Annotated in this window: 29 protein-coding genes; 3 read left to right on the forward strand and 26 right to left on the reverse strand. The window is 63.6% G+C overall.

The genetic code is table 11. The annotated features are described in order from the left end of the window. The 26 genes from ccmI to AC3A4H_RS01765 all read right to left on the reverse strand — a co-directional run bounded on the left by ccmI (window position 1) and on the right by AC3A4H_RS01765 (window position 20,299). A complete protein-coding gene (gene ccmI, locus AC3A4H_RS01640; RefSeq protein ID WP_487765136.1) occupies window positions 1–1,140 on the reverse strand; it encodes a c-type cytochrome biogenesis protein CcmI in 1,140 nt (379 codons plus the stop codon). Between the two features lie 95 nt (window positions 1,141–1,235). Then, window positions 1,236–1,697 carry an RT0821/Lpp0805 family surface protein gene (locus AC3A4H_RS01645; protein WP_348778306.1) on the reverse strand — a complete coding sequence of 154 codons (462 nt, stop codon included), beginning with the start codon at window positions 1,695–1,697 and terminating at the stop codon, window positions 1,236–1,238. A gap of 112 nt (window positions 1,698–1,809) precedes the next feature. Beyond that, window positions 1,810–3,186: an ATP-binding protein gene (locus AC3A4H_RS01650; RefSeq protein WP_487765137.1), complete on the reverse strand. Its 1,377-nt coding sequence runs from the start codon at window positions 3,184–3,186 to the stop codon at window positions 1,810–1,812. A gap of 46 nt (window positions 3,187–3,232) precedes the next feature. After that, window positions 3,233–3,898 (reverse strand): response regulator transcription factor, encoded by a 666-nt coding sequence (locus AC3A4H_RS01655; RefSeq protein WP_348778304.1) that lies wholly within the window; start codon window positions 3,896–3,898, stop codon window positions 3,233–3,235. An 80-nt stretch (window positions 3,899–3,978) separates the two neighbouring features. Further along, window positions 3,979–4,275, reverse strand: a complete 297-nt coding sequence (locus tag AC3A4H_RS01660; protein WP_487765138.1) for a hypothetical protein — start codon at window positions 4,273–4,275, stop codon at window positions 3,979–3,981. 136 nt (window positions 4,276–4,411) lie between these two features. Continuing rightward, a complete protein-coding gene (locus AC3A4H_RS01665; RefSeq protein WP_487765139.1) occupies window positions 4,412–8,314 on the reverse strand; it encodes a baseplate multidomain protein megatron in 3,903 nt (1,300 codons plus the stop codon). Window positions 8,315–8,329: 15 nt separating this feature from the next. Continuing rightward, complete coding sequence (locus tag AC3A4H_RS01670; protein WP_487765140.1) at window positions 8,330–8,794, reverse strand: NlpC/P60 family protein; 465 nt, start codon at window positions 8,792–8,794, stop codon at window positions 8,330–8,332. Next, window positions 8,791–9,681: a DUF2163 domain-containing protein gene (locus tag AC3A4H_RS01675; RefSeq protein ID WP_487765141.1), complete on the reverse strand. Its 891-nt coding sequence runs from the start codon at window positions 9,679–9,681 to the stop codon at window positions 8,791–8,793. Before AC3A4H_RS01675 ends, AC3A4H_RS01670 begins: the two co-directional genes overlap by 4 nt. After that, on the reverse strand, window positions 9,678–10,322 hold the full coding sequence (locus tag AC3A4H_RS01680) for a phage distal tail protein, Rcc01695 family (protein ID WP_348778299.1): 645 nt from the start codon (window positions 10,320–10,322) through the stop codon (window positions 9,678–9,680). Before AC3A4H_RS01680 ends, AC3A4H_RS01675 begins: the two co-directional genes overlap by 4 nt. Window positions 10,323–10,330: 8 nt before the next feature. Beyond that, the gene (locus tag AC3A4H_RS01685) at window positions 10,331–10,906 is read right to left on the reverse strand and encodes a phage tail tape measure protein (protein WP_487765142.1); all 576 of its coding nucleotides are present in this window, start codon (window positions 10,904–10,906) and stop codon (window positions 10,331–10,333) included. Window positions 10,907–10,918: 12 nt separating this feature from the next. Then, the gene (locus tag AC3A4H_RS01690; RefSeq protein ID WP_487765143.1) at window positions 10,919–11,131 is read right to left on the reverse strand and encodes a rcc01693 family protein; all 213 of its coding nucleotides are present in this window, start codon (window positions 11,129–11,131) and stop codon (window positions 10,919–10,921) included. Beyond that, window positions 11,128–11,466 (reverse strand): gene transfer agent family protein, encoded by a 339-nt coding sequence (locus tag AC3A4H_RS01695; RefSeq protein WP_487765144.1) that lies wholly within the window; start codon window positions 11,464–11,466, stop codon window positions 11,128–11,130. The genes AC3A4H_RS01690 and AC3A4H_RS01695 overlap by 4 nt, the downstream gene beginning before the upstream one ends. Then, on the reverse strand, window positions 11,463–11,879 hold the full coding sequence (locus AC3A4H_RS01700) for a phage major tail protein, TP901-1 family (RefSeq protein ID WP_487765145.1): 417 nt from the start codon (window positions 11,877–11,879) through the stop codon (window positions 11,463–11,465). Before AC3A4H_RS01700 ends, AC3A4H_RS01695 begins: the two co-directional genes overlap by 4 nt. 52 nt (window positions 11,880–11,931) lie before the next feature. Further along, on the reverse strand, window positions 11,932–12,342 hold the full coding sequence (locus AC3A4H_RS01705; protein ID WP_487765146.1) for a DUF3168 domain-containing protein: 411 nt from the start codon (window positions 12,340–12,342) through the stop codon (window positions 11,932–11,934). After that, window positions 12,323–12,508, reverse strand: a complete 186-nt coding sequence (locus AC3A4H_RS01710; RefSeq protein ID WP_487765147.1) for a hypothetical protein — start codon at window positions 12,506–12,508, stop codon at window positions 12,323–12,325. The genes AC3A4H_RS01705 and AC3A4H_RS01710 overlap by 20 nt, the downstream gene beginning before the upstream one ends. Beyond that, a complete protein-coding gene (locus AC3A4H_RS01715) occupies window positions 12,505–12,843 on the reverse strand; it encodes a phage head closure protein (protein WP_487765148.1) in 339 nt (112 codons plus the stop codon). The genes AC3A4H_RS01710 and AC3A4H_RS01715 overlap by 4 nt, the downstream gene beginning before the upstream one ends. Beyond that, window positions 12,840–13,409, reverse strand: a complete 570-nt coding sequence (locus AC3A4H_RS01720; RefSeq protein WP_487765149.1) for a head-tail connector protein — start codon at window positions 13,407–13,409, stop codon at window positions 12,840–12,842. The genes AC3A4H_RS01715 and AC3A4H_RS01720 overlap by 4 nt, the downstream gene beginning before the upstream one ends. 130 nt (window positions 13,410–13,539) lie before the next feature. After that, the gene (locus AC3A4H_RS01725; protein ID WP_487765150.1) at window positions 13,540–14,793 is read right to left on the reverse strand and encodes a phage major capsid protein; all 1,254 of its coding nucleotides are present in this window, start codon (window positions 14,791–14,793) and stop codon (window positions 13,540–13,542) included. Next, window positions 14,790–15,479, reverse strand: a complete 690-nt coding sequence (locus AC3A4H_RS01730; RefSeq protein WP_487765872.1) for an HK97 family phage prohead protease — start codon at window positions 15,477–15,479, stop codon at window positions 14,790–14,792. The genes AC3A4H_RS01725 and AC3A4H_RS01730 overlap by 4 nt, the downstream gene beginning before the upstream one ends. Next, the gene (locus AC3A4H_RS01735) at window positions 15,469–15,816 is read right to left on the reverse strand and encodes a DUF6107 family protein (RefSeq protein ID WP_487765151.1); all 348 of its coding nucleotides are present in this window, start codon (window positions 15,814–15,816) and stop codon (window positions 15,469–15,471) included. The genes AC3A4H_RS01730 and AC3A4H_RS01735 overlap by 11 nt, the downstream gene beginning before the upstream one ends. Window positions 15,817–16,047: 231 nt before the next feature. Beyond that, window positions 16,048–16,239, reverse strand: coding sequence for a hypothetical protein (locus tag AC3A4H_RS01740; RefSeq protein ID WP_487765152.1), 192 nt, complete (start codon window positions 16,237–16,239; stop codon window positions 16,048–16,050). Between the two features lie 220 nt (window positions 16,240–16,459). Continuing rightward, window positions 16,460–16,819: a hypothetical protein gene (locus AC3A4H_RS01745; protein ID WP_487765153.1), complete on the reverse strand. Its 360-nt coding sequence runs from the start codon at window positions 16,817–16,819 to the stop codon at window positions 16,460–16,462. A gap of 102 nt (window positions 16,820–16,921) precedes the next feature. Continuing rightward, window positions 16,922–17,284 carry a hypothetical protein gene (locus AC3A4H_RS01750; RefSeq protein WP_487765154.1) on the reverse strand — a complete coding sequence of 121 codons (363 nt, stop codon included), beginning with the start codon at window positions 17,282–17,284 and terminating at the stop codon, window positions 16,922–16,924. 85 nt (window positions 17,285–17,369) lie between these two features. Next, complete coding sequence (locus AC3A4H_RS01755; RefSeq protein ID WP_487765155.1) at window positions 17,370–18,578, reverse strand: phage portal protein; 1,209 nt, start codon at window positions 18,576–18,578, stop codon at window positions 17,370–17,372. A 13-nt stretch (window positions 18,579–18,591) separates the two neighbouring features. Next, on the reverse strand, window positions 18,592–19,935 hold the full coding sequence (locus AC3A4H_RS01760; RefSeq protein ID WP_487765156.1) for a DNA-packaging protein: 1,344 nt from the start codon (window positions 19,933–19,935) through the stop codon (window positions 18,592–18,594). Further along, window positions 19,835–20,299 carry a hypothetical protein gene (locus tag AC3A4H_RS01765; protein WP_487765157.1) on the reverse strand — a complete coding sequence of 155 codons (465 nt, stop codon included), beginning with the start codon at window positions 20,297–20,299 and terminating at the stop codon, window positions 19,835–19,837. Before AC3A4H_RS01765 ends, AC3A4H_RS01760 begins: the two co-directional genes overlap by 101 nt. A gap of 295 nt (window positions 20,300–20,594) precedes the next feature. Between AC3A4H_RS01765 and AC3A4H_RS01770 the strand changes: the two genes are divergently transcribed. The 3 genes from AC3A4H_RS01770 to AC3A4H_RS01780 all read left to right on the forward strand — a co-directional run bounded on the left by AC3A4H_RS01770 (window position 20,595) and on the right by AC3A4H_RS01780 (window position 23,980). Continuing rightward, window positions 20,595–22,748, forward strand: a complete 2,154-nt coding sequence (locus AC3A4H_RS01770) for a transglycosylase domain-containing protein (RefSeq protein ID WP_487765158.1) — start codon at window positions 20,595–20,597, stop codon at window positions 22,746–22,748. Between the two features lie 112 nt (window positions 22,749–22,860). After that, complete coding sequence (locus tag AC3A4H_RS01775; protein WP_348778287.1) at window positions 22,861–23,445, forward strand: DUF1214 domain-containing protein; 585 nt, start codon at window positions 22,861–22,863, stop codon at window positions 23,443–23,445. Beyond that, window positions 23,438–23,980, forward strand: a complete 543-nt coding sequence (locus AC3A4H_RS01780) for a DUF1254 domain-containing protein (protein WP_487765159.1) — start codon at window positions 23,438–23,440, stop codon at window positions 23,978–23,980. Before AC3A4H_RS01775 ends, AC3A4H_RS01780 begins: the two co-directional genes overlap by 8 nt. The last annotated feature ends 306 nt before the right edge of the window (window positions 23,981–24,286 follow it).

Consider the following 24,286-nt stretch of genomic DNA (forward strand, 5'->3'; position numbering starts at 1 on the left):
TCACTCCGTCGCCGACAGGCCAAGCGTGGCCGCGAATTCGGCGAATTTCCGACCGTCTTCGGTGCTGGCTCCCAGCGCTGCAAGTCCTCGGGCAAGCGCGTCCTGGGCCTGGTCCTTATTGCCCAGCACCATGTAGGAACGCAGAAGCCGCTGCCAGCCTTCCGGATCGTGCGGGTTCTGCCGCAGCTTTTCGTCAAGGCCGGCCACCATCGTTTCGATCATCGCCTTGCGATCCTGCTGCGACATGGCCGCGGCCGCATCCATGTCCTGCTGCGTCGGACCGGCGTCCGGCTTGGCGGGCCCCTCGGCCATCCTGCGCGTGGTTTCCGCCAAGGCCTGTTCGGTAGGAGAACGCCATGGCGAATCCGCCGGCAGGCTGGCAAGCATGGCTTCCCACGCCTTGACTGCCTCGGTCATTTTCCCGTCCTGAACCAGCGCCATGGCAAGATAGAAGCGCGCCTTTGGCTGGTCCTTCTCCAGCTTCAACGCACGCTCGAACGCCTGCTGCGCCTCTGCTGAAACCAGCCCGTCGCCCGCATTGGTGAGCGCCTCGCCGAGGCCGGATTCGCGAGCGGCGGTGGAACCTTGCAGTCGTATGGCGTTGCGGTAGGCGGCCACCGCATCGTCAAAACGACCCAAGCGGGCATATACCGGCGCTAGCACATCCCAGCCGCGACCGTCCTGCGGATTGGCGGCAAGATGCCCTTCCGCACGTGCAATCAACTCGTCCACGGAACTTTCCGCGGGATTTTGCGCGAGGCGTTCGCGAAGCGGCTGTGCCGGCATGTCCGGGGACCCGAGAACGCCGTAAAGACCCCAACTCACCAGCGGCACCGCGAGAACGGCGGCGGCGCCCACGATCCTGCCGGCATAAGTGAAACGCGACGATAGCCGCTCGGCGGCATCGTCACCGCCCAGCCGAATGATCCGTCTTGCGATTTCCGCCCGCGCCTGTTCGGCGTCCGCGGGCTGGATCAAACCGCGCGCGACGTCGCGATCAAGTTCGCCGAGTTGATCGCGATACACCTCGAGGTCATGAGAACTGCCCGCCGCGACGCCTCGCGCGCGCCCGGCCAGTGGCAGCAATACCGACAAGCTGGCCCCAAGCGTAAGCAGGGCGGCGATCAACCAGAAAACCATGCCCTCTTAATATCCTTCGACGCATGCAGTGCCAACCTGCAGCGCCTGCGGCGGATTGACGGTGGGCGGCTATTCCAAAGGGTTAAAAGCCAGGCTCAGGTCAGCGGCGTCCAGCTTCCGTCCGCATTGCGGCAAGCCGTTCCACGTGCAGTGCGCGACTGACCGGAAATATAGACCGTTTGCGAATATTGGCGACAGTCCTGGGAGCCGACTCGATATGGCTGCGCGGCAACCACCTGACCCGACCGTCCGGACCGACTGCCCTGCCAGCTTACCGGCTGGCCGCTCTGCGTATATTCCAGCGCCCGGTATTCTGCCTCCAGCGCGTTGCGGCGCTCACGTTCGTCCAAGCCCGTGCCTATCGACCCGCCGATGAGGCCGCCTGCCATCGCGCTGATGATCGTCGCAGCAACCCTGCCCTTGCCGGCGCCTGCCTCGCCTGATGCAAAACCGCCGGCTGCCGCGCCGGCGGCTGAGCCCCTGGTGCCGTTCAGGCCGACTGTGCTGCAGCCCGAAATTGCAAGCAATCCGCCCGCGAGTGCGATGCCAATTCTCACGCCTGCCACCAATTCGAAATTCCCCTAACCGATCAAAGGCTTGCAAGGTCTGCGATAGGACCGATATTTGGCCGAAATTTGGCCAACCGGGAACTTCCGCCACAATACTTCTCTATTGTACTCGGCGTAGCTGGACAATCGCTTTCAGGCCCCCGAGCGACGAGCGCTCCAACATCAGTCGGCCACCATATTCGTTGACCAGTTCGGCCACGATTGCCAGGCCAAGCCCTGTTCCGGGTTTCGTCTCGTCAAGCCGCTTGCCGCGTCTCAGGGCTTCGCGGGCCTTTTCCTCGGGAATGCCCGGCCCATTATCCTCGATAATCAGCGAGAATTCGGCGGAAGCCGTGGCTTGCTGGCCTATCTGCGCCACAGAAACGCGGACGTGCCCGTCAGCCCACTTCATTGCGTTTTCGAGCAGGTTGCCGACGATCTCCTCGAGATCCTCACGTTCGCCGCCGAAAACGATTTCGACTGGCGGCGCTACGAAGGAAAGGTTGATACCTGGGTTCAGCTTCGCCATCACCCTCACCATCCGCTGGAGCACGGGGGTGACAGGCGTCCTGAACACGACGCTGTCCCGCTGCGCGGCCACTCTGGCACGGCGCAAATAGTGCTCCACCTGGCTCTGCATCGCAGCAGCCTGGTCGGCGATCAATTTGCCCTTCTCGCCGCCGATTGCGCGTCCTTCGTTCAGGAGCACCGCAAGCGGCGTCTTCAACGAATGAGCCAGGTTCCCGACCTGGGTTCGCGAGCGTTCGATGATGCGGCGGTTGTTGTCGATCAATGCGTTGGTTTCGTTGGCCAGCGGTTCGATTTCGACCGGAAATTTGCCGTCAAGCCGCTGCGCGCGGCCCTCGCGCACCATGGCCAAGGCCTCCCGTACGCGCCCGAGCGGCCGCAGGCCGAGCAGAATCGCAATCGCGTTGATCGCGATCATGCCCACGCCGAACATCGACAGATAGGTGAACAGGCGCTTGTCGAACGCCCCGATTTCCTTTTCCAGTTCGCTGCGGTTGCCCATCACGCGAAAGCGGGCAATCCTGTTCTTGGCATCGAGAACGAATTCGTTCTCCAGCACCTCTATCTCCTCGCCGGAGATGCCCTGCATTCTGTAGTTGCGTTGAAACGATGCATTGAACGGCACTTCCGAGACCTGGGGAGACGGTATGGTCTCGGTCATCGACAGCGAGCGCAGTGTCCCGCTCAGTCCCGGCGAAACTGGCTCCACCGCCCAGTACCAACCGGATTCGGGTTCCGAGAACCGCAGATCGCCGAGATCGGGTCCGCCGGTAAGGACCCCCGGTTCCGACACGCCCACAGAGCCGATCAGATTGAACAGATGCGCCGAAAGCAGGCTCTCGAAGCCCCTCTCGCTCGCCTGACGGTAGAGTGTCGCAATCACCGTATAGATGACAATAAGCGCCACCACCGCCCAGACCGTGGAAAAGCCGATGACGCGGAAGGCCACCGATCTTGGGCCGAAATTCATCTCGCAATCCTGCCGTCTGGGCGGCCGGCGAGCATCTGCCGCATCTTCACTGAGCAGGCTCGCGAATGCGGTATCCCATGCCTCGGACCGTCTCGATCATGTCCACGCCCATCTTCTTGCGAAGCCGGCCGACAAAAACCTCGATCGTGTTGGAATCCCTGTCGAAATCCTGGTCATAGAGATGCTCGACCAATTCGGAACGCGACACCACATCGCCCATGTGATGCATCAGATAGGCAAGCAGGCGAAACTCATGTGAGGTGAGCTTCAGCGGCACGCCGTCCACATCGGCCTTGGAGGCCCTGGTGTCCAGCCGCAGCGGACCGCACGAAAGTTCCGACGAAGCATGGCCGGCAGCACGGCGAATGAGAGCGCGAACACGCGCCAACACCTCTTCGATATGGTACGGCTTGGTCACGTAGTCGTCGGCCCCGGCATCAATTCCGGCGACCTTGTCGCTCCACCGGTCGCGTGCAGTCAGGATCAGAACCGGCATCTTCCGGCCGTCGCGCCGCCAGCGCTCGACCACGCTTATCCCGTCCATCTGCGGCAAACCGATGTCGAGCACCACAGCGTCGTAGGGCTCGGTGTCGCCAAGGAAATGCCCTTCTTCGCCGTCGAAAGCCCGATCCACCACATAACCGGCATCGCTCAAAGCCTCGGAAAGCTGCCGGTTCAGTTCCTTGTCATCTTCAACGACCAGTATCCGCATTCAATTATTTTTCCGTCACCCCAAAAACAGGCAAAGCATCAGATCAATTTTTGTCTCATGCGAATCGCCGCATGCCTGTGTCAATTCTGTGGCACCACGAATTCAGACCGGCGGGGGCGTTGCCCATCCTTTCCGGGCACGAGCACGACAATCACGCAGACCGACTGCCCTCCTTGCGTGGCGGCGCTCGCCTTGGCAAGCGTACCGCCATTCTGGGCAGCGACCTGCTGGCCGATGGCATAGCAATCGGCTGCAGCGATAAGGAAGCTTCCATCGCCCTGTCCCGCAGCCGGCGCCGCAACAGATTGCGACGCGACGAGGCCTGACAGGCAAAACGCCAGGGCGGCAGACCGGGATCGGGAGCGGGTCATAATCATGGTCGTCGTTTTAGGAGATGGCTGCTGAACGCGAAATGAACATAGATCAGCAGCTAATCCGCGAGCCTGCAAGCCCCATCGGCTCCCTCGGGGAAAGCGAAGGGGAGCAGGGACATTTGCGCAACCATATCGCGTTCTAGATCAGTGACATCCGGTGGATCAGAGGAAGCCCCCAGCCAGCCGCGACACTCAACTGCCTGACCTTGATACTGACCTCGGCCGCACCGCCTCCCAGGTCAGCCTGCATCATTGCAGCCGGATAGACGCATCGGGGCTCAGATACCGAGAGAGTGCGGACCGTCCCGCCATCTGCATCCGCAATATCGATTCGATATTCCTCACGCTCCTCACCCAGGGGAATTTCGCTGGCATCCCAGTCATCCGCATGGCTTCTCCCCCGTCGAATCCATGAAATTGCAAGGTCACCGTTTCTCTTCCGCTGCGCCCTTAAATGCACCGGCGCCAGTGGCAGGCGTGCACGCATCCCTCCCGCTGCCTGGACGGTGGCAAATCTGGCGTCCGAAAATTCAGCACCGGCCGGCCCCACGCGCCAGTTCAGCAAAAGGCCGATCTCCGAAGCCCGCAGCCCCGCGGGCCGTACCGCCTCGTCGAGGAGAACAAAGCTCGAGCCCGCTGGGGCACCTGCCTCCATCGCGTCGCCGGTTCCAAGCTGGCCGCGCAGCAGCGTTTGCAAGCGCCAGATGTCCGGCCCGATTTCCTCCGCCTCATGGAATTGGATCACCTCCCAGGCGCCGTTCGCCGATTTGATAGCGGCGGCATTCGCCCCGTTGAGAAGCTGCAGGGGGCTCACGCTCGAGAGTTCGGCGTCGAACATTTCCACGATGATGGGATGGCGCCGGTCGAGCCGGCCCTCGCGCCCCTGCGGCAGCGCTTCCACCACGCGCCCCATGCTTGCAGGCTGGGCTATCGCGCCGCGTTGGGCAAAGCCCGTGTCCTCCGGCGAAGCAAAAAGCAACTGGCTTTTCCAGGTCTTCTGCCAAACGGCAGCCCTGAATTGATCTTGCGGCTCGCCCTCGCCCGGCCCTGAGGGAAGGTCCAGAAACTCCACATGCGGCTGACCGACGATGATGGGAGCAGCGGGCTTCGGCTCGATTTGCGCAGGGTGCCAGCCGCTCGGTGACGAACGCACGATCTGCTTGGCAGCCACCTTGCGAACAAGCCCGTCCTCGATTTCCATGACCATGAATTCGGAGTTCGCGCCAGTTCCGGCCAGGCGCAGCACCTTGCCCGGCGCGACATCCGCGTTGGGCGAGGTAACAGCGAAGCTGACGCTTTCGCGCTCGGCCCATATTCGCCGCATCCAGTCGTCCAGAAGCGCTTTTGCCTCCGCGCTTTCCAGCACGCCCGGAAAGGAAATGACCTGCTGCCGACTTCCAGGGGCGCCCTGGCGAACGGAGCGGACAGTTCCTGCCTGATATTCCATCAACGGATCGCGGAAAGCGAGAATACCTTCCGCCGGCAGCTGGTGGTCCGGCATCCGAACCGTCTCGACCACCGCGTTCCGGCCGTCATAGATGAACTCGCTGATTTCGAGTGGCCCGCCGTTGCGCCTTGCACGGCTTCGAAAGACCAGTCGGTCAGCCTCCTCATGCACTGCGATGTCAAACAACTCGATGAGCGGCTCCAGCGCCGCCCGCGCCGAAGTCGGGTCCGCGATCACATAACCCTGCACGGTACCGTCGACTTCGAGTGTATCGGCTGACGGCAGGCCGTGGTCCGCGAGGATACCGTCGATCAGCGCCGCCACCGAAGGGTTGCCCAGCCTGCCGTTCAGCCAGTGGCCACGGCTCCAATTGTCGCCGTCGGACCAGACATCCTTGCGCAAGGGAAAGGCCGGATAGGGCCTTGCATCCCAGGCCCAAAGGTAGATTCGCTCCGGGTCCACCATCCTGCCGCCGTAAAGCGGCGAGAGCGGATTGTTGCCTTCCTTGAAACCCGCGTCCTCCGGATTCCAATGACGCGCATGCGCGTCCAGGAATCGCTGCTGTGCAAGGTCGCAGCGACCGCCATTCGAAAAATACGGGATCGCATTTTCTATCGACTTCGGGTCCGGAAAGACGTTGGGCTGGTTCGGCCCCTTGTCCACCGCGGGGCAGCCAAGTTCGGTGAACCAGATCGGCTTTGAGCAAGGCACCCATGCCGTCGGGTTATAAACCTCCTGTCCGCCGACACGGTTGTAGTGCGTGTTGCTCCACCAGCCGACCAGGTCCTTGTAGCGATAGATCCAGGGCTTGCCATGGCTGCCATCGGTTATCGGCGCGCGTTCGCGGTGCAGGCGCGCATCGGGCGAAGGATAGTACCAGTCAAAGCCCTCGCCGCTCGCGATGGCATGGGCGAGGCCCGTCGCATCATAGGGTCCATGGAAACCGTCCGGGTTCGCGCCGGAATAGTCCTCGTCGCGCCAGTCCGACAGCGGCATGTAGTTGTCCATGCCAACGGCGTCGATCGCTGGATGGGCCCACAGTTCATCGAGATGGAAATAGACGTCCCCGCTGCCGTCGGCAGGCTGATGGCCGAAATACTCGCTCCAGTCCGCGGCGTAGGTGACCGCAGTGCCGGCCCCGGATATCAGCCGCACATCGGCCGCCAGTGCACACAGGGCCTCCACGAACGGAAAGGCATCGTTCTGGTCGCGCAGCGTGGTCAGCCCCCGCAGCTCGGTTCCGATGACGAACGCGTCCACGCCGCCAGCGGCTGCTGCGAGATGCGCGAAATGCATGAGGAAGCGCCGGTAGCCCCAGTCGCCCGCCGCGCCCGTGAACCGCACGCCGTCAGAAGTTGCTACAAATTGGGTGCGCAGCGCGCTGCCGCAAAAGGCCGCCACTTGCGCCCGCGCGGCCGCCGTTCGATCGGCGCTGTCGGCATGCATCGGTGCCGGGTGGCAGGTGATCCGCCCCCGCCAGGGATAGGCCGCCTGCGCCGCCTCGCCATAGGGGTCTGGCAGCGTGTCTGCGGCAATATCCATCATGACGAAGGGGTAGAGCGTCACCTTCAGCCCGCGCGCCTTGATCTCGCGGATTGCCGCGATGATGCTCCGGTCCGATGGCGTGCCGCCATAGGCCGGCCCGTCGCCAGACCATGACACGACCTCCGCCGCGCCTCGGCCGATGCCTGACGAACTCCAGGCATCCGAGAAGCCCGAAGCCGTTCGGCTGGTCACCATCGGGCGTATCCGGGACTCTCCCGCCCGCAGGTCGTTGCCGAACCAGGTGGCCACCAGAGCGACATGCTCGAGGTTGGGACAAAGCATCTGCAACTCGTCGAGCGATGCCGATAGATTGCTGCCGGCGTGGAGAACATGGCGGTTTGCGGCGCTGCTGTCGCCGGGCCGCTTCTGCTGGGTAACGAGGCGCGGCGACAGGCCATACTCCGTCGCTCCGGGGATGAGACACACCGCCCGCACCTGCCGGGTTGTTTCGCCTACCGGCCTCAGCACCTCGAACTGGAACTGCGGAATGCGATTACCAAAGTCGCCAAGCGCGAAGCGCTCGAACACCACATAGGCCAAGCCGCGATAGGCCGGCGCGTTGCCGGTCCCCTGCTTCGCCTCGATCAGCGGGTCGACTGACTGGTCCTCGCTTCCACGATATATCCTCACCTCGAAGTCGTTGCGGTCGATCTCCCTGCCATCAGCCCAGATGCGGCGAACCCCGGCGATCTCCCCTTCGCACAAGGCGAAAGCGACATTGGCAAAGTAGGAATATTCGGTCACACGCGGCCCGCCACCCTTGGAGCCCTGCCGCCTGGTGGTGCTCGCCTCCTCGAAGCGGGTGGCCCAGATCAGCGTGCCGCCTATGCGCGCACTGCCATAGACGCGCGGGATCGAGGCGCCCTCCTCGGCCGTGAAGGGCCTCGCGCCAGTCAGGCGTGGTCCTTCGACATGTCGGGTGCTGTCGATCAGGGCGCGGTCTATGGCATAGCCCGCCATCGCACCGACCGCCGAGCCGATCGCGCTTCCCACGGGGCCGAGCACGCCGCCAAGCGCGGCACCGGCAGCCTGCAGCAAAATGGTAGCCATCGGAGCCTCCGGATTTCAGCGGGATTGCGGTTTTTCGGGAAAGGCGAAGACGCCAGCAATGCGGCTTCGCCATTGCGGCACCAGCGCCGAAGCGACCACCGCATGCCCCTGATAGGCATGGATGAATCGCTCCGGCGCGATCATTATCGCAGCGTGCTTGGCAGGCAGATGCGGCCGCCAGCGAAACAGAACCAGATCGCCGGCGGACGGTTGCTTGGACGGCTTTTCGGTGCAGTGCCGCCGCGCAGCTTCAAGCATCAGGTCCTGCCCGCCCGCCTCGGCCCAGTCGGGCGCATAATGCCCCGGCTGCTCGGGCTCGCGTCCATAGACCGCACGCCAGACTCCCAGCACGAGGCCAAGGCAGTCGCAGCCGACGCCCTTGCGCCTGCCCTGATGCCGGTAGGGTGTGCCGAGCCACGACATGGCTTCCGCCACGATCAGCGACGCCACGGAGGTAGTTTCTGGCTGCTGCTCGCTCATGGCACGATCGGTTTCCCGTCGAACTGGCCACCCTCGACGATATAGCCGTAGGCGGCGTCATTGCCCGGCAGATGCGGGAAGCCCTGAAAATTCAAGGCATTCGAGAACTTTGCCTTGCAAGTCGCAAAGCTCTTGTCACAGCCCGCCGTGATCGAATACGTGTTGCCAGCACGTATTTCCGGCCCCACCGCCGGCCTCAGAGTCAGAGCTACGCCTCGCATATCCCTGCGATGAGCGACGATGCGCTCACTGCGTCCGGCGCGCGCACCGCTCGTCCAGACCATGACCCCGTGGGAAAACCAGCCCGGCGCGAACGCCTCGAGGCCGGTAACGATGATGGTGCCATCCTCCTCGTGGGAAGACACCTCGCCTGTTGCCGAATAACCCTCGCGGTCCAGCGCGAAACGGCACCGCCGGTCGCCCAGCTCCGCGTCGCAGGCACGGCCGACATAGCGTCCGTTGGGTTGTTCCAGCGCCCGGGTCAAGCTTTCCAACTCCGCAACGAACCGCTGGTCGCTGCGCGTGATCTTGCCGATGGTTGCCGTGCGCAGCAGCACGAACTGCTCCGGCCGGCGCCAATTGACCAGGAATGTCTCGAGCTTGGCGTTGTCATACAGGCCGGCGGCGATGTCCTCGTCACTTATGTTCGCCGACGACAGCGCTCCCTCAACATCCGCCGTGTCGACCGCCAGCCCCAGCGTCTCGCGCGCCTCGCTGGCGCTGAAGCCGGTCTCGGGCTCGAAGGTCAGACCGTCCACTGTCAACGCACGGTCGTGGTCGGTGTAGCCGCTGGCCGCACCGTCAGTCCTGGTCAGGCGCCAGCAATGGCAGACGGTGGTGACGTCGCGCGAGAGGTGCTCGGCTAAAGCCTGCGGATAAGCGCTCAAAGCAGCACCTCCACCAGCGGGATCGACGGGATCTGCCCCGCCTTGAATGCAGTCAGGCTCATCGACATGCGTTCGCTGTCGAAGCGCACCGGCACATCGAATTCATAGCCGGCGGTAACCTCCGCATTCTGGGCAGGAACGGCATCTGGCGCGAACACGATCTCGCCACTGGCATCGAGCGAGAAATCGGCCGAGGCCACCTCGACCCCGTCGACGGCGACCTTCAGCGTCGAGGCCACCGGCTTCGAGATCAGCCGCTCATAGGCGTCCTCGCCGGTCCCATAGCGTTTCACCAGTTTGAACCGGCTTGTGGTCCCGTCGCCCCGCCCCAGGACTTGGTCTTGCGGCGAAGGCGTCTCCTCGGGCCGGCACGACTTCATGTCAAAAGGGTCGCGAAAGCGGAACGCGTGGAGCGAGCCGCGCCGCGCCTCGAAGAAGACCAGCACGTCATGCAGGTCTTCCAGGGTCCTCACACCGGTGCCGGCGTCGTAATGGCGGCGCGATTGCGAAAACCGCGCATTGCGTTTCTCCCGGCCCGACGTCAGGGAAACTATCTCGTTGCGCCGCTCCGGCCCGCCGGTAGCACCAAAGGAAACCGCGAGCGGAAACCGCACCTCGTGAAAACTGGCAAGTTCGGACATGCGCCCCCTCAAAAGGTTCTGGTGCCGCGCGAAACCGCCCGCGCCAGCATGCCGGTGATCTGCGCTTCGGATTTGCGGAACGAAGCCGCGTCCGGCGTCGAGACGTTGAACACGACATTGACCGGCGCGCCGCCGCCGGATGCGGCGACACCCAGCCGCCCGTCGGAAGACCGCTGCAAGGGCAGGATCGCTTCCGGCCCCGCCTCACCCATCAGGCCGAGGCTGCGTCCCATCGGAAAGTAGCTCGGCGCGGACACCACCCCACCGTTGGCAAACGGTACGACGTGTCCGGGGACCCCGCCCTTGGCGAAAGGCAATATGCCGGCAAGCCCGCCGAGCAGGCCCGAAAACAGAGAACCGGTCAGCGACTGCAGCGGCTTCAAACCCTCCTGCAGCGCCATGCCGGCCAGGTTGAGCCCGATGCGCCGAAGCACGTCGTCGAGTTCCCTGCCACTCACCGCCGCGCCCTTCAGCGCGCCCGTCAGCTGCGCGCCGAAGCGGTCGGACAGCTTTTCCAGGTTGTCCAACGCCGCTTGAAATGGCGCAATATCCGCATTGATCGAGACCGTCACGTCCTCAACCATGCTCCCTCCTCTCTATTGCTTGTCCGGAAACGCCTGCATCAAGGCAAGCAGGTCGTCGCGGCGCGGCGCACCGTCGGCCGCCCTGGCCAGCGTGCTTGCCGCCCGTTCGAATTCGCGCGGCGTCATCGCCCAGAACGCCTGGGGTGAAAGCCGCAGCAGGCCGAAGCCCATGGCCATCACCTGGTTCCACGGGAATTCGCGCGGCGTGCCTGCCGCGGCTTTCAAGGGTTTGGCGTGTTCCCCTGCGCAGAGGCGCCGAAGGTAGCGGTGAGCAGGTCGGAAACGATCGCGGCGAAGCCTGTAGCCCCGTCGGTCGCCTGCATGCAGCGCACGTCCTCATCGGAAATATCCTGGCCAGCGCCGCGCAGCCCTGCCCCGATGATTCGGATCATGTCGAGCGCCGAGAGGCGCCCCCGCGAGAAGCGCTCCACCAGCGCCCCGAGGTCGTCGGCGGCATAGGCTCCCTCCAGTTCCGCCAGCGCGCCGAGCGTCAGGCAGAGCCGATGGGTCTTCCCGTCAAGTTCGGCGGCGATCTCGCCACGTCGTCTGTTTGCCGTCACGGCGTCACCGTGAAGCTGACCGGGCCTGCGGATTCGAGCGCCATGTCGAATGTCACCTCGCCATCGTGGGTGCCGGTATATTCGAGCGAGGTGATCTGGAACGGCCCCTGCACCAGCCCGAAACTTGGGATCGATAGCTGCCAGTCGGCAATCTCGCCGGCAAAGAACCGCGAGCGGATCGCCGCGTCCGACTGGGCATCCTTGAAAATCCCCGATCCGCTGATCGAGGCGCGCTGGACGCCGCTGCCGGCAAGCAATTCTCGCCAGCGCCCGGCGGAGTCGGAATTGGTAACGTCGACGGTTTCGCTGTTGAAGGCAATGCGCTTGGAACGCAACCCGGCGACCGTGATGAAGCTTCCCGCTCCCGTGGAGTCGAGCTTGAGTAGAAGGTCCTTGCCCTTCTGTGCGACCATGTCTGGCCTCCTGGAATGTGTTGGATGAAGAGCCGGGCCGCAGCCCGGACGATCACGCCGCTTCTTCGATCACCGCCCGGTAGCGGAGCAGGCCGTGATGGACCGAAAGGTCGTCGTCATACCTGGCCTCGGCAAACTCCAGCCGCATATTCACCAGATGGTGCGCGTCGAGCGCGAGAGAGCTGTTGTCGAGGCACGCCTTGGCCGCCTCCATGATGTCCAGGGTTTCCTTTTTGCCCTTGGCCTTGGACCAGATGTGAAGGGTAAAAAGGTGCTCGCTGCCCTTCTCGGTTCCCGTGCTCCAGTCGTAAACGCTGGTGCGACCGAAAGTGAGATATGGAAAGGGCAGGTTCGCCGGTGCGTCGTCGTAGATCTTGGCGCCTCCAAGCAAGCCGGTCAGAACGGGGTCGGCCCCAAGCGCTGCGAAAATCGCTTGCTGCAATTCAGCTGCTGGCGCCGTCATCGCTTCCCCCCATCCGTCGGGTTGCCATGCCACGCTGGTCCTGCGCAACGCGCCGGACCCGCACTTCCGCACGGTAACCTCGTTCTGCTTCTTCCGCCAGATCATGCGCCTGCCAGCGCAGCGCCCGTACAAGATCGTCGATCGTCAACTTCATGGCCAGTTTCATGGGCGAACCTCCTTCGCCCGGCAGACAAGATACCGGCCGCTTTCATCAGGATCGTGCACGGTGAGAATGTCGAAACTCCGGCCAGGCTTCGTCAGCCGCATTCCCGTCACCACGCCCTCGCGCCACCTGATGGTAACGCGATGGGTCACGGTTTCCAGCATCTGTCCCGCGCCGAATACCGCCTGCGCAGATACCGGCTCGATCATTGCGAAGACGCACCCGATCTCGGACCAGACCTGCTCGTGCCCGCCCAGCCCATCGGGCATTGGCGTGCACGACTCTAGCGCAAGTTCCGTGTTCAGTCGCCCAGGGTCGATGAACTGCGCCCGCATCACAGCCTCCGCTCACGGTAGCTTGCAAGCATTCGCTCATAACCGGCCGGATAGGAGACCGGTTGGTCTCCCGGCCCGAAGGCGGTGCGAAACTCGTACCAATGTGCAGCCAGCAGCGTCACCGCCCGCTTCAGCAGGTCCGGAACGTCCGTCCCTGCCTCGCCGAAGCCGGCGGAGAAGTCGATTTCGATGCCGTTGGCGATGCGCAGGGGCTCCGGACGCCGCTCGAAATGCAGCCGGGCCGGCCTAGACAGCGTGTCGGCCAGATAGGTGGCCGGATCGAGCACCGCGGCCTCGCCTTCGCTGCCATAGACCGTCACCGATAGGATTTCGCGAACCGGATGCCGCGCCAGCAGCACGAAACCATTCTGCGGCCAGCGGTCGAGCACCAGCCGCCAAGCCTGGTTGATCATGGCCATGCCCGTCGCGCGCTCGACGTCCTCGCGCGCCGCCCGGATCAGGCCGGAAAGCAGTTCGTCTTCGCTGTCGTGCGAGAGGCGCAGATGGCGCTTCATCTCGACCAGCGTCACCGGCTCGACTGCAGGGTCGACCGTTCGCAAGAGCGTCATGCGGTTACCTTCGTTTCAGTGGGATTGAAAGCGGCGGCTCCGAGGAGGACGCCGGAGCCGCCGTCAACGACGCGGCGAACCGGAAGGGGCGCCCGGCTGTCTTTGCGTCGTCGAAGCGAAAGCCGCCCGGTCAGGCGGTCGCGAACTTCAGCAGCTTGATCGCGTCAAAATCCTGGACGCCGCCGCCCACCCGCTTGGTGGTGTAGAACAGCACGTAAGGCTTCGCCGAATACGGGTCGCGCAGCACCTTCACCCCGGTGCGGTCGACCACGAGATAGCCGCGGCCGAAGTCGCCGAAGGCGATCGGCGTGGCGTCGGCTGCCGCGTCCGGCATGTCCTCGGCCTCCACCAGCGGGAAGCCCATCAGCATGGCGCGCTGGCCGGGGGCCGCGGGCGGCTGCCAGAGATAGTTGCCGTCGCCGTCCTTGAGCTTGCGCAGCGTGGCCTGCGTCTTGCGGTTCATCACCCAGTTGGCGTTCTGGCGATAGCCCGCCTTGAGAGCGTAGACCGTGTCGATCAGCACGTCCGACGGAGCATCGTCGGGCAGGCCGCCCGCCTTGCCGGTCAGCGTAAGGCCGATCTTGCCCCAGGCCCAGTTCGACTCGGCAACCGTGGGGTAGCTGAGAAAACCCTTGGGCTTGTTGGTGCCGTCGCCGGAAACGAAGGCCGCGCCCTCCTGCTCGGCAAACGCCGCCTCCACTTCGCTGGAGATCCACTGGTCGAGATCGACAACAGCATCCTCCAGAAGCGAGGCCGTCGCTGCCGGCATGGCATAGAGCTCCATGGTCGGGAACTGCAACTCGGCCAGCGTCGAGGCGGCGGTCTGCGGCCGCGCGGTGGTTTCGCCGACCCAGCCCACCGCCGGCCCGCTGATTGCGAAGGGCTTCTTCAGCACTGCCGCCGACACCTGCCGCACCGAGGCAATCGAGCGGATCGGCGACAGAGCCGTCAGGCGCCGGCCGATCTCGGCTTCGGTTTCGTCGGGCACCAGATAGCCACCGTCCTGGCCGGAACCGTAGGACATCGCTTTCGTGTCGAGCGAGCGCAGGAGCCGGTCGTCGCCGCTGCGCACATAGGCCTCGAAGGCGGCCTTGTGCTCGTTCTGCACATGGCGCGCGCCGCTGCGGCCGAGCGCCGGCCTGACGGCCTTCAGCGAGAGATCGTCGAGCGCGCGCTTGTGCTCGTCCAGTGCGCGCGAGATGCGGTCGACCTTCTCGCTGGTCACCACATCGGCGCCGCGCCTTTCGAGCTGCGCCAGGCGTTCGTCGTTGCTGTCCTTGAAGGCCTCGAAGGTCGACATGAAGTCGCTGAAGGCCTCGGACAAGTCGAGATGGCCGCCGGAGGCCGACTTGGTCTCCAGCACCATGGGATTGGCTTCAATCATGGAAGGGCTTTCCTTGTTTCGTTGATCATGCGAGTGGCCTGCCGGATCGTTTCCAGCAGTGCCGCTTCCGGTCCCGTTGCGGCATCCCGCCCGCCCACGAGACTTGCGAAGCCCTTGGAGACGACCCTGCGGGCCTCGCTTCGTGTCAGCCCAGCATCCCGCGTGAGCCAGCATTCGAATTCGCGGATTGTCGGCAGCCGGCGCGCCTTCACGGTGTCGATGCGCGCTTCCGGCAGCATCGGGAAGGTCACCACCGAAATCTCCCAGAGATCGGCCTCGAGGATCCGCCTCACTCCGCTCGCCGGATCGCGCTTGGCGCGCACCGCGTGGAAACCGATGGAAAGTCCGTCGAGCGCGCCGCCGCGCATCAGGTTCAGCACGTCGCGTGCGCGGCCGACTTCCTTGGCGAGCCTGCCCCGCACGAACAGGCCGCGGGCGTCCTCGCGGATTTCCGTCCAGGCGCCGATCGGCTCGTTCGGATCGTGCTGGAACAGCATGCGAATGCCCGATGCGCCGCGCGCCTTCAGCGAGCGGGCAAAGGCACCGCGCTCGACCACGTCCTTGCCGAGATCGACCTTGCCGAACAGGCTGGCATAGCCCGAAAAGGTGCCGTCCGTTTCCACGTCGTCCAGCACGAGATCCACGAATTTGCGCTCGCAGCGCCTCGCCATGGCGTCAGCCTTCATCGGCATTCTCCGTCTCCGAATTCTTTTGAAGCAATCGCCCGAAGCTGTTGGCCTCAAAGGCGCGCATGGCAAACCCGAGCGCCCACCAGGCGCAGAGGCTGGCGGCGGCTGAACCCATCAGCACCAGCTCGCCCGGGCCGATCAGGCTCTCGATGCCGAGTTCAGATGCAATCTTGAGGCCGGCCGTTCCGCCAAAGACGAGGCCGCAGACCACGCCCACGGCAAAGCGCGCCGCCGCCTCTCGGCGACCGTGAGGAAGGATGTAGGCCAGCGAAATGGCGGAACCGGCGACCGCGCCGGCAACCTTCGCCATCCACAGCCAGTGGGTGTCGTTCATGAGGTTCGTCCAGTTTAGTGGGTGGAACAGGTGGCGGCGGCCGGGAACCCGCGCCTATTGCGCGCGTCCGCCACGCCGGCAGATGTCGGGCAGCGGGGTAGCCGGCGCTTTCACATCAGGTCTGCGCTGCGATAGCCCGCGCGACCTTCGTGGATGCATCTCAATTCAGATCAATCAGATCGAAGCGCGCCCGGCAGCTTTCCGGCCGCCTGGGCATCACCGCAGCCTTCTCTACGACGGTGCCTCGTCACCGCAGAACCAGCGCCACAGATGAAGCGTCAGCATCTCGATGATGAAAACGACGAAGGCCACCGGGATGGCCCAGGAAAGAAACAACAGCACGATGCTCTGAAGCACCAAGGAATGGCTGTCGGGATCGTAGAATTCACCTTGTGGATTATGCTGGGCCGCAATGTATGCCATCAAAGCTCCCACGATCGAGCCAAGCAGTACTCCGTTCAGAAGAGGCAGCAGCGACAGTCTTCCGAACCGCCGTCTATTCATTCGTGTCCATCCAAGGTTTGGAATTGTAGACTGACTGCACACGGGCACCATAGTCGGTGACCTTTGTAGCGCCAAGATCATCGTAAAGGGACGGAAACTCTGCTCGCCCGAGATGCCGAGCGACATAGGTGGCGTGCCGTCATCCCCAACCAATAATAACCTGATCAGGCCATTTGGGGTGGTTACGCCAAATCGTAATGGCGGTCGTCCTCCCGAATACCTCGGCCTCCAGGATACGGTTTCCCGGCACATCGACGATTGCAATCTTGCCGCTGGGCGTTTCGATTGCCCCTTCGAAGCTCGATTCATATCCCGGCGCAACCTCGGCGACGGGTCCGAGTGTCAGTTCCGTCTGGCCAAAGTCCTCATGCATACACACCACCGCAATGCACGCCGACGTCCACTGAATTTTCTCGTCGGTGAAAGGATCAGGCGGCATTGCGCCCTTTATGTCCTCTATGAAAACGACACCATTGGGCACAGAATATCTGGTTTTCATTTCTGCCCCCTATAAATTAGTGCACGAACATATCCGACTTGCCTCAGACCGGAGCCAAAGGCAGCGCTGGGCCGAAAGTTCCTTGGTGGCCGCGCCACGCAGCTAACCCCAGCCAACCAAGACTTGATCCGGCCATTTCGGGTGGTTCGCCCAAACCCGTACTCGCGTTCGAGCGCCTGGAACTGCCTGCTCAAGCAGGGCTAATCCATCGACGGTCGAGATCATCAAACTTCCGGTAGGCGTCTCGATCGTTCCGTCGAATGCGATTTCGCCTTCGACCACAAGCTCATCAGCCTTTCCCAGAAAGAACTCCGTCTCTCCATCATCTGATGGGTAGCATCCCACAGAGACACAGCTTTCATTGTAACTCGGCAGAGCCCCATACAAATGCTCAGGAGGCTTACTTCTCAGATTATCAAATATAAATACGATGGAATTTATTGGAGACGATTTGACAATTTCCATATCCGTTCCCCCGTCGATAGCCTTATATTGCCGCCACCTTCTGCTGCATGACAATCGTCGGGGGAGAGTCGGCCACGCTTATCCGTCAGTGGTCCGGCCGGAAGCCGGCCTTCTCACCGAACCCGCGCGGCTGATAGCCCACCGCCTCGCGCTTTTCGTCGTCGGTCAGGAAGCTCGCCGCTTCGAGCCGCGCCCACAGCGCATCCCGCTCGCCCGACAGGCCCTCGACGCAGTCGGCGTCGTACCAGAGCCTGAGATCGGCGCCGAAGGCAGGCGCCAGCCAGGCCGACAGTTCCTTGGCAGTGCGCGCCACCAGCGGCAGGATGGTCAGCCGGTAGAAGGCGCGGTTGGCCTCCTGGTAGTTCGCATAGGTGTTGTCGCCGGGAATGCCGAGCAGCATCGGCGGCACACCAAAGGCCAGCGCGATGTCGCGGCTGGCCGAATGCTTGGCCTCGATGAAATCCATGTCCTTGGGCGTCAGCCCCATCGCCTTCCAGTCGAGGCCGCCCTCCAGCAACAGCGGGCGGCCGGCGCGTGTCGCGCCCGAATAACCTTCCTCGAGTTCTGCCTTCAGGCGTTCGAACTGCTCGTCGGTCAGGTTGCCGCCTTCCTTGGGCGCATAGACCAGCGCGCCGGAAGGTCGCGCCGAATTGTCCAGCAGCGCCTTGTTCCAGCGGCCGGCGGCGTTGTGGGTGTCGAGCGCCATCAGCGCCGCCTCGAGCGGCGGAAAGCCGTAATGGTCGTCGAGCGGGTGAAACAGCGTCAGATGCAGCGCTCCGCCGCCGGGAGACGCGCCTATCGGCGTCTTGCGCTTCGCCGCACCCTCCCGGTATTCGAGCGCCGACGGCCAGCCGCTGGCGTCCGTCAGCACCGCCACCCGGTCCGGCCGTAGCAGGTGCAATTCGCGTGCATCCTCCCCAGCCTCGATCATCTCGACATAGGCGTTGCCGGCGAGCAGCAGGTGCCCGTACAGCGCCTCCAGAAACGTCGCGCCGGCCTGCCGCTGGTTCGGCCGCTCGAGCAGTCGCAGCAGGGGATGGTCATCGAGCTCCGCCGCGCCCTCGTAAAGAAGCCAGGGGATCGCGGATGCCGTCTCGGCAATCAGCCGCACCCCGCGGTGCACCACGGGGTTGCGCATGAACCCCTCTCTGGCAAGCGCAGCGTAGTCGCGATGCGTCCAGCGTGCCTCGCCTTGAGCGTGTAGCGCGACGAAGCCTGCCGGCCCGACGCCCTTGCGCTCAGGCCGCGCACCGTCGCTCCCCGCCATGCGAGGCCAAGGCCATTTCCAAGCCATGTGTCTATCCTGATTAGAGAAAATCGCGGATGCGCGGACGCCCCGAGCCGTCCGGCAGCAATTCGTTCACCGCCCAGACCAGCGCGTCGAGGCGGTCGGGCGAACGGTTGTTCGACAGGCCGTTTGGCCCGAAGTCGCACATTTCGTCTTCCAGTTCGGGAAACCGGCCCGCATGGCGCACCCTGCCCTGCTGGTAGAGCATCGCGACAGGCTCAGCCCGCAGCCATTTTCCGCGCCGCGCACGCACAGCCTTCACCGGGATCACCGGATCGACCGTGCGGATCACGGCCGTCACCATGTCACCGCCCTGGTTGACTTCGGCCACCAGGCAGTCCGCCTGCAGATGGTGGAACAGAGCGACCGCCGCGCCAGCCCAGTCCTGCGGGCGCGCTGCCTTCACCGTCCCATCTGCCAGAACGATGACCGTTCCGGCCGCGTCCAGCCCCGCCGCGACGATGCCGCAGGCGTCGGAGGTTTTGTGCGAACTCGCCGGCGGATCGACCGCGACCACGACGCGGCGAAGCTCCGGCAGTTGGTCCAACCGGGCACGCTCCACCGCCTCGCGCGACCACAGCGCATCCTCGCGATCTTCGATCAGTTCGCCTTCCAGTTCCTGGCGCCCGAGCCGCGTCCCGCCATAGAGCCTCTCGACGCTATGCAAAAAACCCTCCGCGAGATTGCCGGCATTGTCGGCCGTGCGCATCCGCGTCACCAGCACCGTGGGGTCGGCAAGCAGCCGCTTCAGCAGCCTGGTCGGCCGGGGGGTGGTGGTGATGAGCTGTTTTGGCTGCTCGCCCAGCCGCAAGCCGAACTGCAGCATGTCGAAACAGGCCTCGGCATTTTTCCATTTGCCAAGCTCGTCGCACCAGGCCGCCTCGAATTGCGGCCCGCGCAGGCTTTCGGGATCTTCAGATGAAAATATCTGCGCAACCGCGCCGTTGCTCCACACCAGCCGCCGCCGGCTTGCCTCAAAGCGCGGCTTGTCATGCCGCGAGATCGTGACGATGCCGGAAGGCCCGTCGATCATCACCTCGCGGACATCGCCCAGGGTCTCGCCGATCAGCGCGATATGCCGGTGCCCATTCCTGGCGAAAGGCGAAAACCCGCGAACCAGGCTGTTCACCCACTCCGCCCCGAGGCGGGTCTTTCCCGCCCCGCGCCCGCCCACCACCAGCCACGTCGCCGGCCATGAGTTCAGGGGATACTGTTCTATGCGGGCGTTGCGGAACCATTCTCCGGCAATGTTGCCCAGCCCTTCATCCCTTAGGTTTTCGGCAGACCAGTTGCCTTGCGTATCCCTCAGCCAGTTCGATAATTCGCTCGTCGATGCGCTTGAGAAGTCCGGCCATGTCTGCATCGCGTTTTACGTGGTTCTCCTTCGTCCCCTCGTCGCTGCGCACGATTTCCCAGATCTTCTCGAGCGTGCGCGTCAGGGTCGAAATCGCGTCAATGCGGACCTTGTCCAGCCCAGCCGCGCCCTGACCAATGCCAATCCCTACCTCTTCGAGCTCCTGGATCAGCCCGTCCACCAGCTTCGCCAGCCTCCCGTTCTGCGTCGCGCGATCGGTCAGGCTCCCATCCCGCCAGCCCTCGCGGGCGGCGCGTGTCGCGATCGTCGCCTGCAGCCAGCCGGTGGCAGAGCCAAGCTGTTCGAAACTGGGCGTCGCACCTTCATAGAGGGCGCGCGTCGCCACCCAGCGGTCCCTGGCCGGTGTCGTCATGCTGAACTCTCTGATTGAATGAAAATGCCCGCGCGGGCGTCGAGCCTGCCCCCCTTCTCGGGAACCGCTACCCACACTTTTCGGACGATAGCGAAACACTACCAAAGCACCGTCACGGTGTCAAGAATAAATTCCTAACGCACTTCAATTTTCTTCGCGCCCGTCGTGAAGCTTGGATTTCCCGCGTGGCATCCGGTAAGAATGGAACGTCGAAGCCGTCGTCGGCATTTACCGACTATAAATTGCGACATGGTTCTTCATTAATACCGAGTGCAACAGCCGGGCGGCGGAAAAAATGGACGACCCCTCCGCAAAGCGAAAGCCGAAAGCCCCGCGAGCCGGTATTTTCCTGGCCATTGATGCATGGATCGATTCCTCGCTCTACGAGGCTGGCTTCCGGGCGCGCGAGTTCTGGGAATCGATGACCATTTTTTCCCGGCGCTTCCGCGTCAGCGGCTGGCGCCGTGCCGTCATCGAGGTCTTGAGCGAAGGCTTCACCATGGGCGCGGCCGGCTCTGTCATCCTGCTGGCGCTCGCGCTACCCGCCTTCGAGGAAACCGCCGGCAACTGGCGCCAGCGGGACGACTTCGCCGTCACCTTCCTCGATCGTTACGGCAATGAGATCGGGCAGCGCGGCATCATCCAGCGCGATTCCATCCCGGTCGATGAGATGCCCGACTTTCTGATCAAGTCTGTGCTCGCGACCGAAGACCGCCGTTTCTTCGACCATTACGGCATCGACTTCATGGGCCTTTTCCGCGCCATGTCGGAGAATGTGCGCGCCAATTCCGTTGTCCAGGGCGGTTCCAGCATAACCCAGCAGCTTGCCAAGAACCTGTTCCTCAACAACGAGCGCACCTTCGAGCGCAAGATCAAGGAAGCCTTCCTGGCAATCTGGCTGGAACAGAACCTGTCGAAAAAGGAAATCCTGCAGCTTTACCTCGACCGCGCCTATATGGGCGGCGGCACCTTCGGCATCGCCGCCGCCGCCGATTTCTATTTCGGCAAGTCGGTGAAGGATCTCACCCTCCCCGAATCCGCCATGCTCGCGGGCCTGTTCAAGGCGCCCGCGAAATACGCGCCCCACGTCAACCTGCCGGCCGCGCGTGCCCGCGCCAACATCGTCCTGTCCAATCTGGTGCAGAGCGGCTTCATGACGCCGGGCCAGGTCCTCTCGGCCCGTCTTCATCCGGCAAGCGTCGTCGACCGGGGCGATCGCAAGAGCCCCGACTATTTCCTCGACTGGGCGTTCGAAGAGGTCAAGCGCATCGCCGAAAAGTCAGGCGTTCATTCCGTCGTGGCGCGGACCACGGTCGACATGAACATCCAGAAGGCCGCGGAAGAGGCCGTCGAGTTCAATCTGCGCCAATATGGCAAGGAATATCGCGTCACCGAAGGCGCAGTGGTCGTCATCGAAAATAATGGCGCGGTCCGCGCCATTGTCGGCGGCCGCGACTACGGCGCCAGCCAGTTCAACCGCGCCACCAAGGCCCTTCGCCAGGCCGGCTCGTCCTTCAAGCCCTACGTCTATGCCACGGCGATGGAACATGGCTTCACGCCAAACTCGGTCATTTCCGACGGCCCGATCAGCTGGGGCAACTGGTCGCCGAAAAACTATGGGCGCAGCTTTTCCGGCCGCGTCACACTCGCAACGGCGTTGATCAGGTCCATCAACACCGTTCCGGTTCGCCTGGCCAAGGAGCACCTTACCACCGCGCCGATCAAAGCCTTGGCCGAGGCCATGGGCGTGGAATCGCCGCTCAGCTCGCACAAGACGATGGTGTTGGGCACGTCCGGCATGACCGTGATGGACCAGGCCACCGGCTACAGCGTCTTCGCCACCGGCGGCTTCGCCGGCATGCGCCATGGCGTAACGCAACTCCTCACCCATTCCGGACAGGTCATCTACGACTACGATCGCGACGGGCCCAAACCGAAGCGCGTGCTTTCCGAGAAGGCGCTGTCGGCCATGAACTCCATCCTCGTGCAGATTCCCGAAGTCGGCACAGCACGCAGGGCGGCACTTCCGTCCATCCGCTCCGCGGGCAAGACGGGAACCACGCAATCCTATCGGGACGCCTGGTATGTCGGATTTACAGGCAACTACACGGCGGCGGTGTGGCTCGGCAATGACGACTATTCGCCCACCCGAAACATGACAGGCGGTTCGCTGCCCGCCATGGTTTGGCAGCGTCTCATGACCTACGCGCACCAGAACATCGACATAAAGCCCATCCCGGGTATCGACCATCCATATGTCGACCCGAAGGTCGCGGAAAAGGCTGCCGAAATGGAGCAGAAAAACGCCGACGCGGTTGACGCCGACCTGGGTCGCCCCCCCATCCTTTCCAGCGTCACCACCCGGACGCTGCGCGAAATGGGCAAGGCATTCCAAGACGCGCCCGCTCTCGAGGCTCCGACCGGACCGGAAGAGCTTTCCAAACTATGATGTTCACCGCCGGCAGCCGTCCGCTGGAGGCCTTCCCGAGGCGACTGTCCGCCCTGCCTTGACCGTCCCATGCACCTTATGCCCAAGTGGCGTTTTTACGTTTCGGCGTGCTATGTTCAAAACCACCCTTCTTACGGCGCTAGCCCTCGCCATCGCCATCTGCGGCGGTGCATCGAGCGTCTGGTACGCGCTCAATCTGCAGGACGGTGTCGGCGCCGTGTCTGTCGGTTCCTGGAACGCGTTCCCGGACATCGGAACGCCGGCAGCCGACCCCTACACTAAAGCCCGCGTGGCCCGAGACGGCGTGCTGGTACTTGGTAGAGCCGAAGGGGTCACATTCATCGCCGAACATGACGCCGACGGCGAGCCTCTGCGCAGGGAGTGCAACTACTCCGTCGAGGGCACCGTGCCGCCATCGAGATTCTGGACCCTCTACGCTGCCGACGAAACGATGACCGTCATCGAGGGCCGGGAGAATCGTGCCCCGGCGCTCCACTCTCTTGAAATGCTGCGCCAGCCGGACAATTCGGTCGCGATTGCCATTGCGCGGCACCCTGCCCCGGGCAATTGGCTGGCCGTCGCCGGCAGCGGCAAGATGTTCTTCGTGCTGACGCTCTACGACACGACGAGCGCCAGCAGCACCGGCATCGCCGACGTCGAACTGCCGCGCATTCAAAAGGCCGACTGCAATGCTTAGGCTTCTTTACGCCGTGATCCTCGGGCTCATCGGTGCCGGCATCGTTCATGTCGCCGTGCTGCTGCTCATTCCGGATATCTCCGACCGTGACGTCTGGTCGAAGTTGCAGTCGTCGTCCGATCTCTACAAGACCACTCGTCTGAATTCAGCACCGGGGTCGGCGCCCATCGTCAAGTCCATCGACCCGCTGTTCAGCGCTGCCGCCTGCCGCTTCGATCTCAACGATGGTGTGCTGCGGGTCACAGGCCAGGGCCACACGCCCTTCTGGTCGGTGTCGGTCTATAACCGGGCGGGCGAAAACATCTACAGCTTCAACGACCACACGCTTGCACGCGGCGGGGTGGATTTCTCGGTCGCAACCCCCACACAGATGATCGAGGTGCGCAAGGAGTTTCCAGACGGGACTGGAAATTCGATCTACGTCGAGACTGCCTCTGATGAGGGGATCGTGGTGGTGCGAAGCTTCGTTCCGGACCCAAGCTGGAAAAAGTCGGTATCGGATTTTCTCGACGGCATCTCCTGCATGCCGGAATAACTCTCAGGTCTAGCTGTCAGTGGCGGGGCACCGGTTTGTCCGGTTTCGCGCGTTCATCTCCCCCGCTGGCCTCGTCCAGGTCGGTGTGTCGCTCGTAACGAACGCCTGGGAAAATGATTATTGTCGCCAGCAGTTCTGACGGCTTTCCGGCAGGTCTGTTTGCCGCCCTCCGCGGCACAAAAGACACGATGCTGCCCATGACACGCGCTTCCCTCTCGGATAACCAGAGTAACAACGCAACGCCTCCGTTTCCGATGAGGCCATTCCGAGGTTAACGATTGGTTACCGCGGGCGTTCCACAGTCCA

The organism is Pseudaminobacter sp. Soil_N_29 (genome assembly GCF_057656055.1).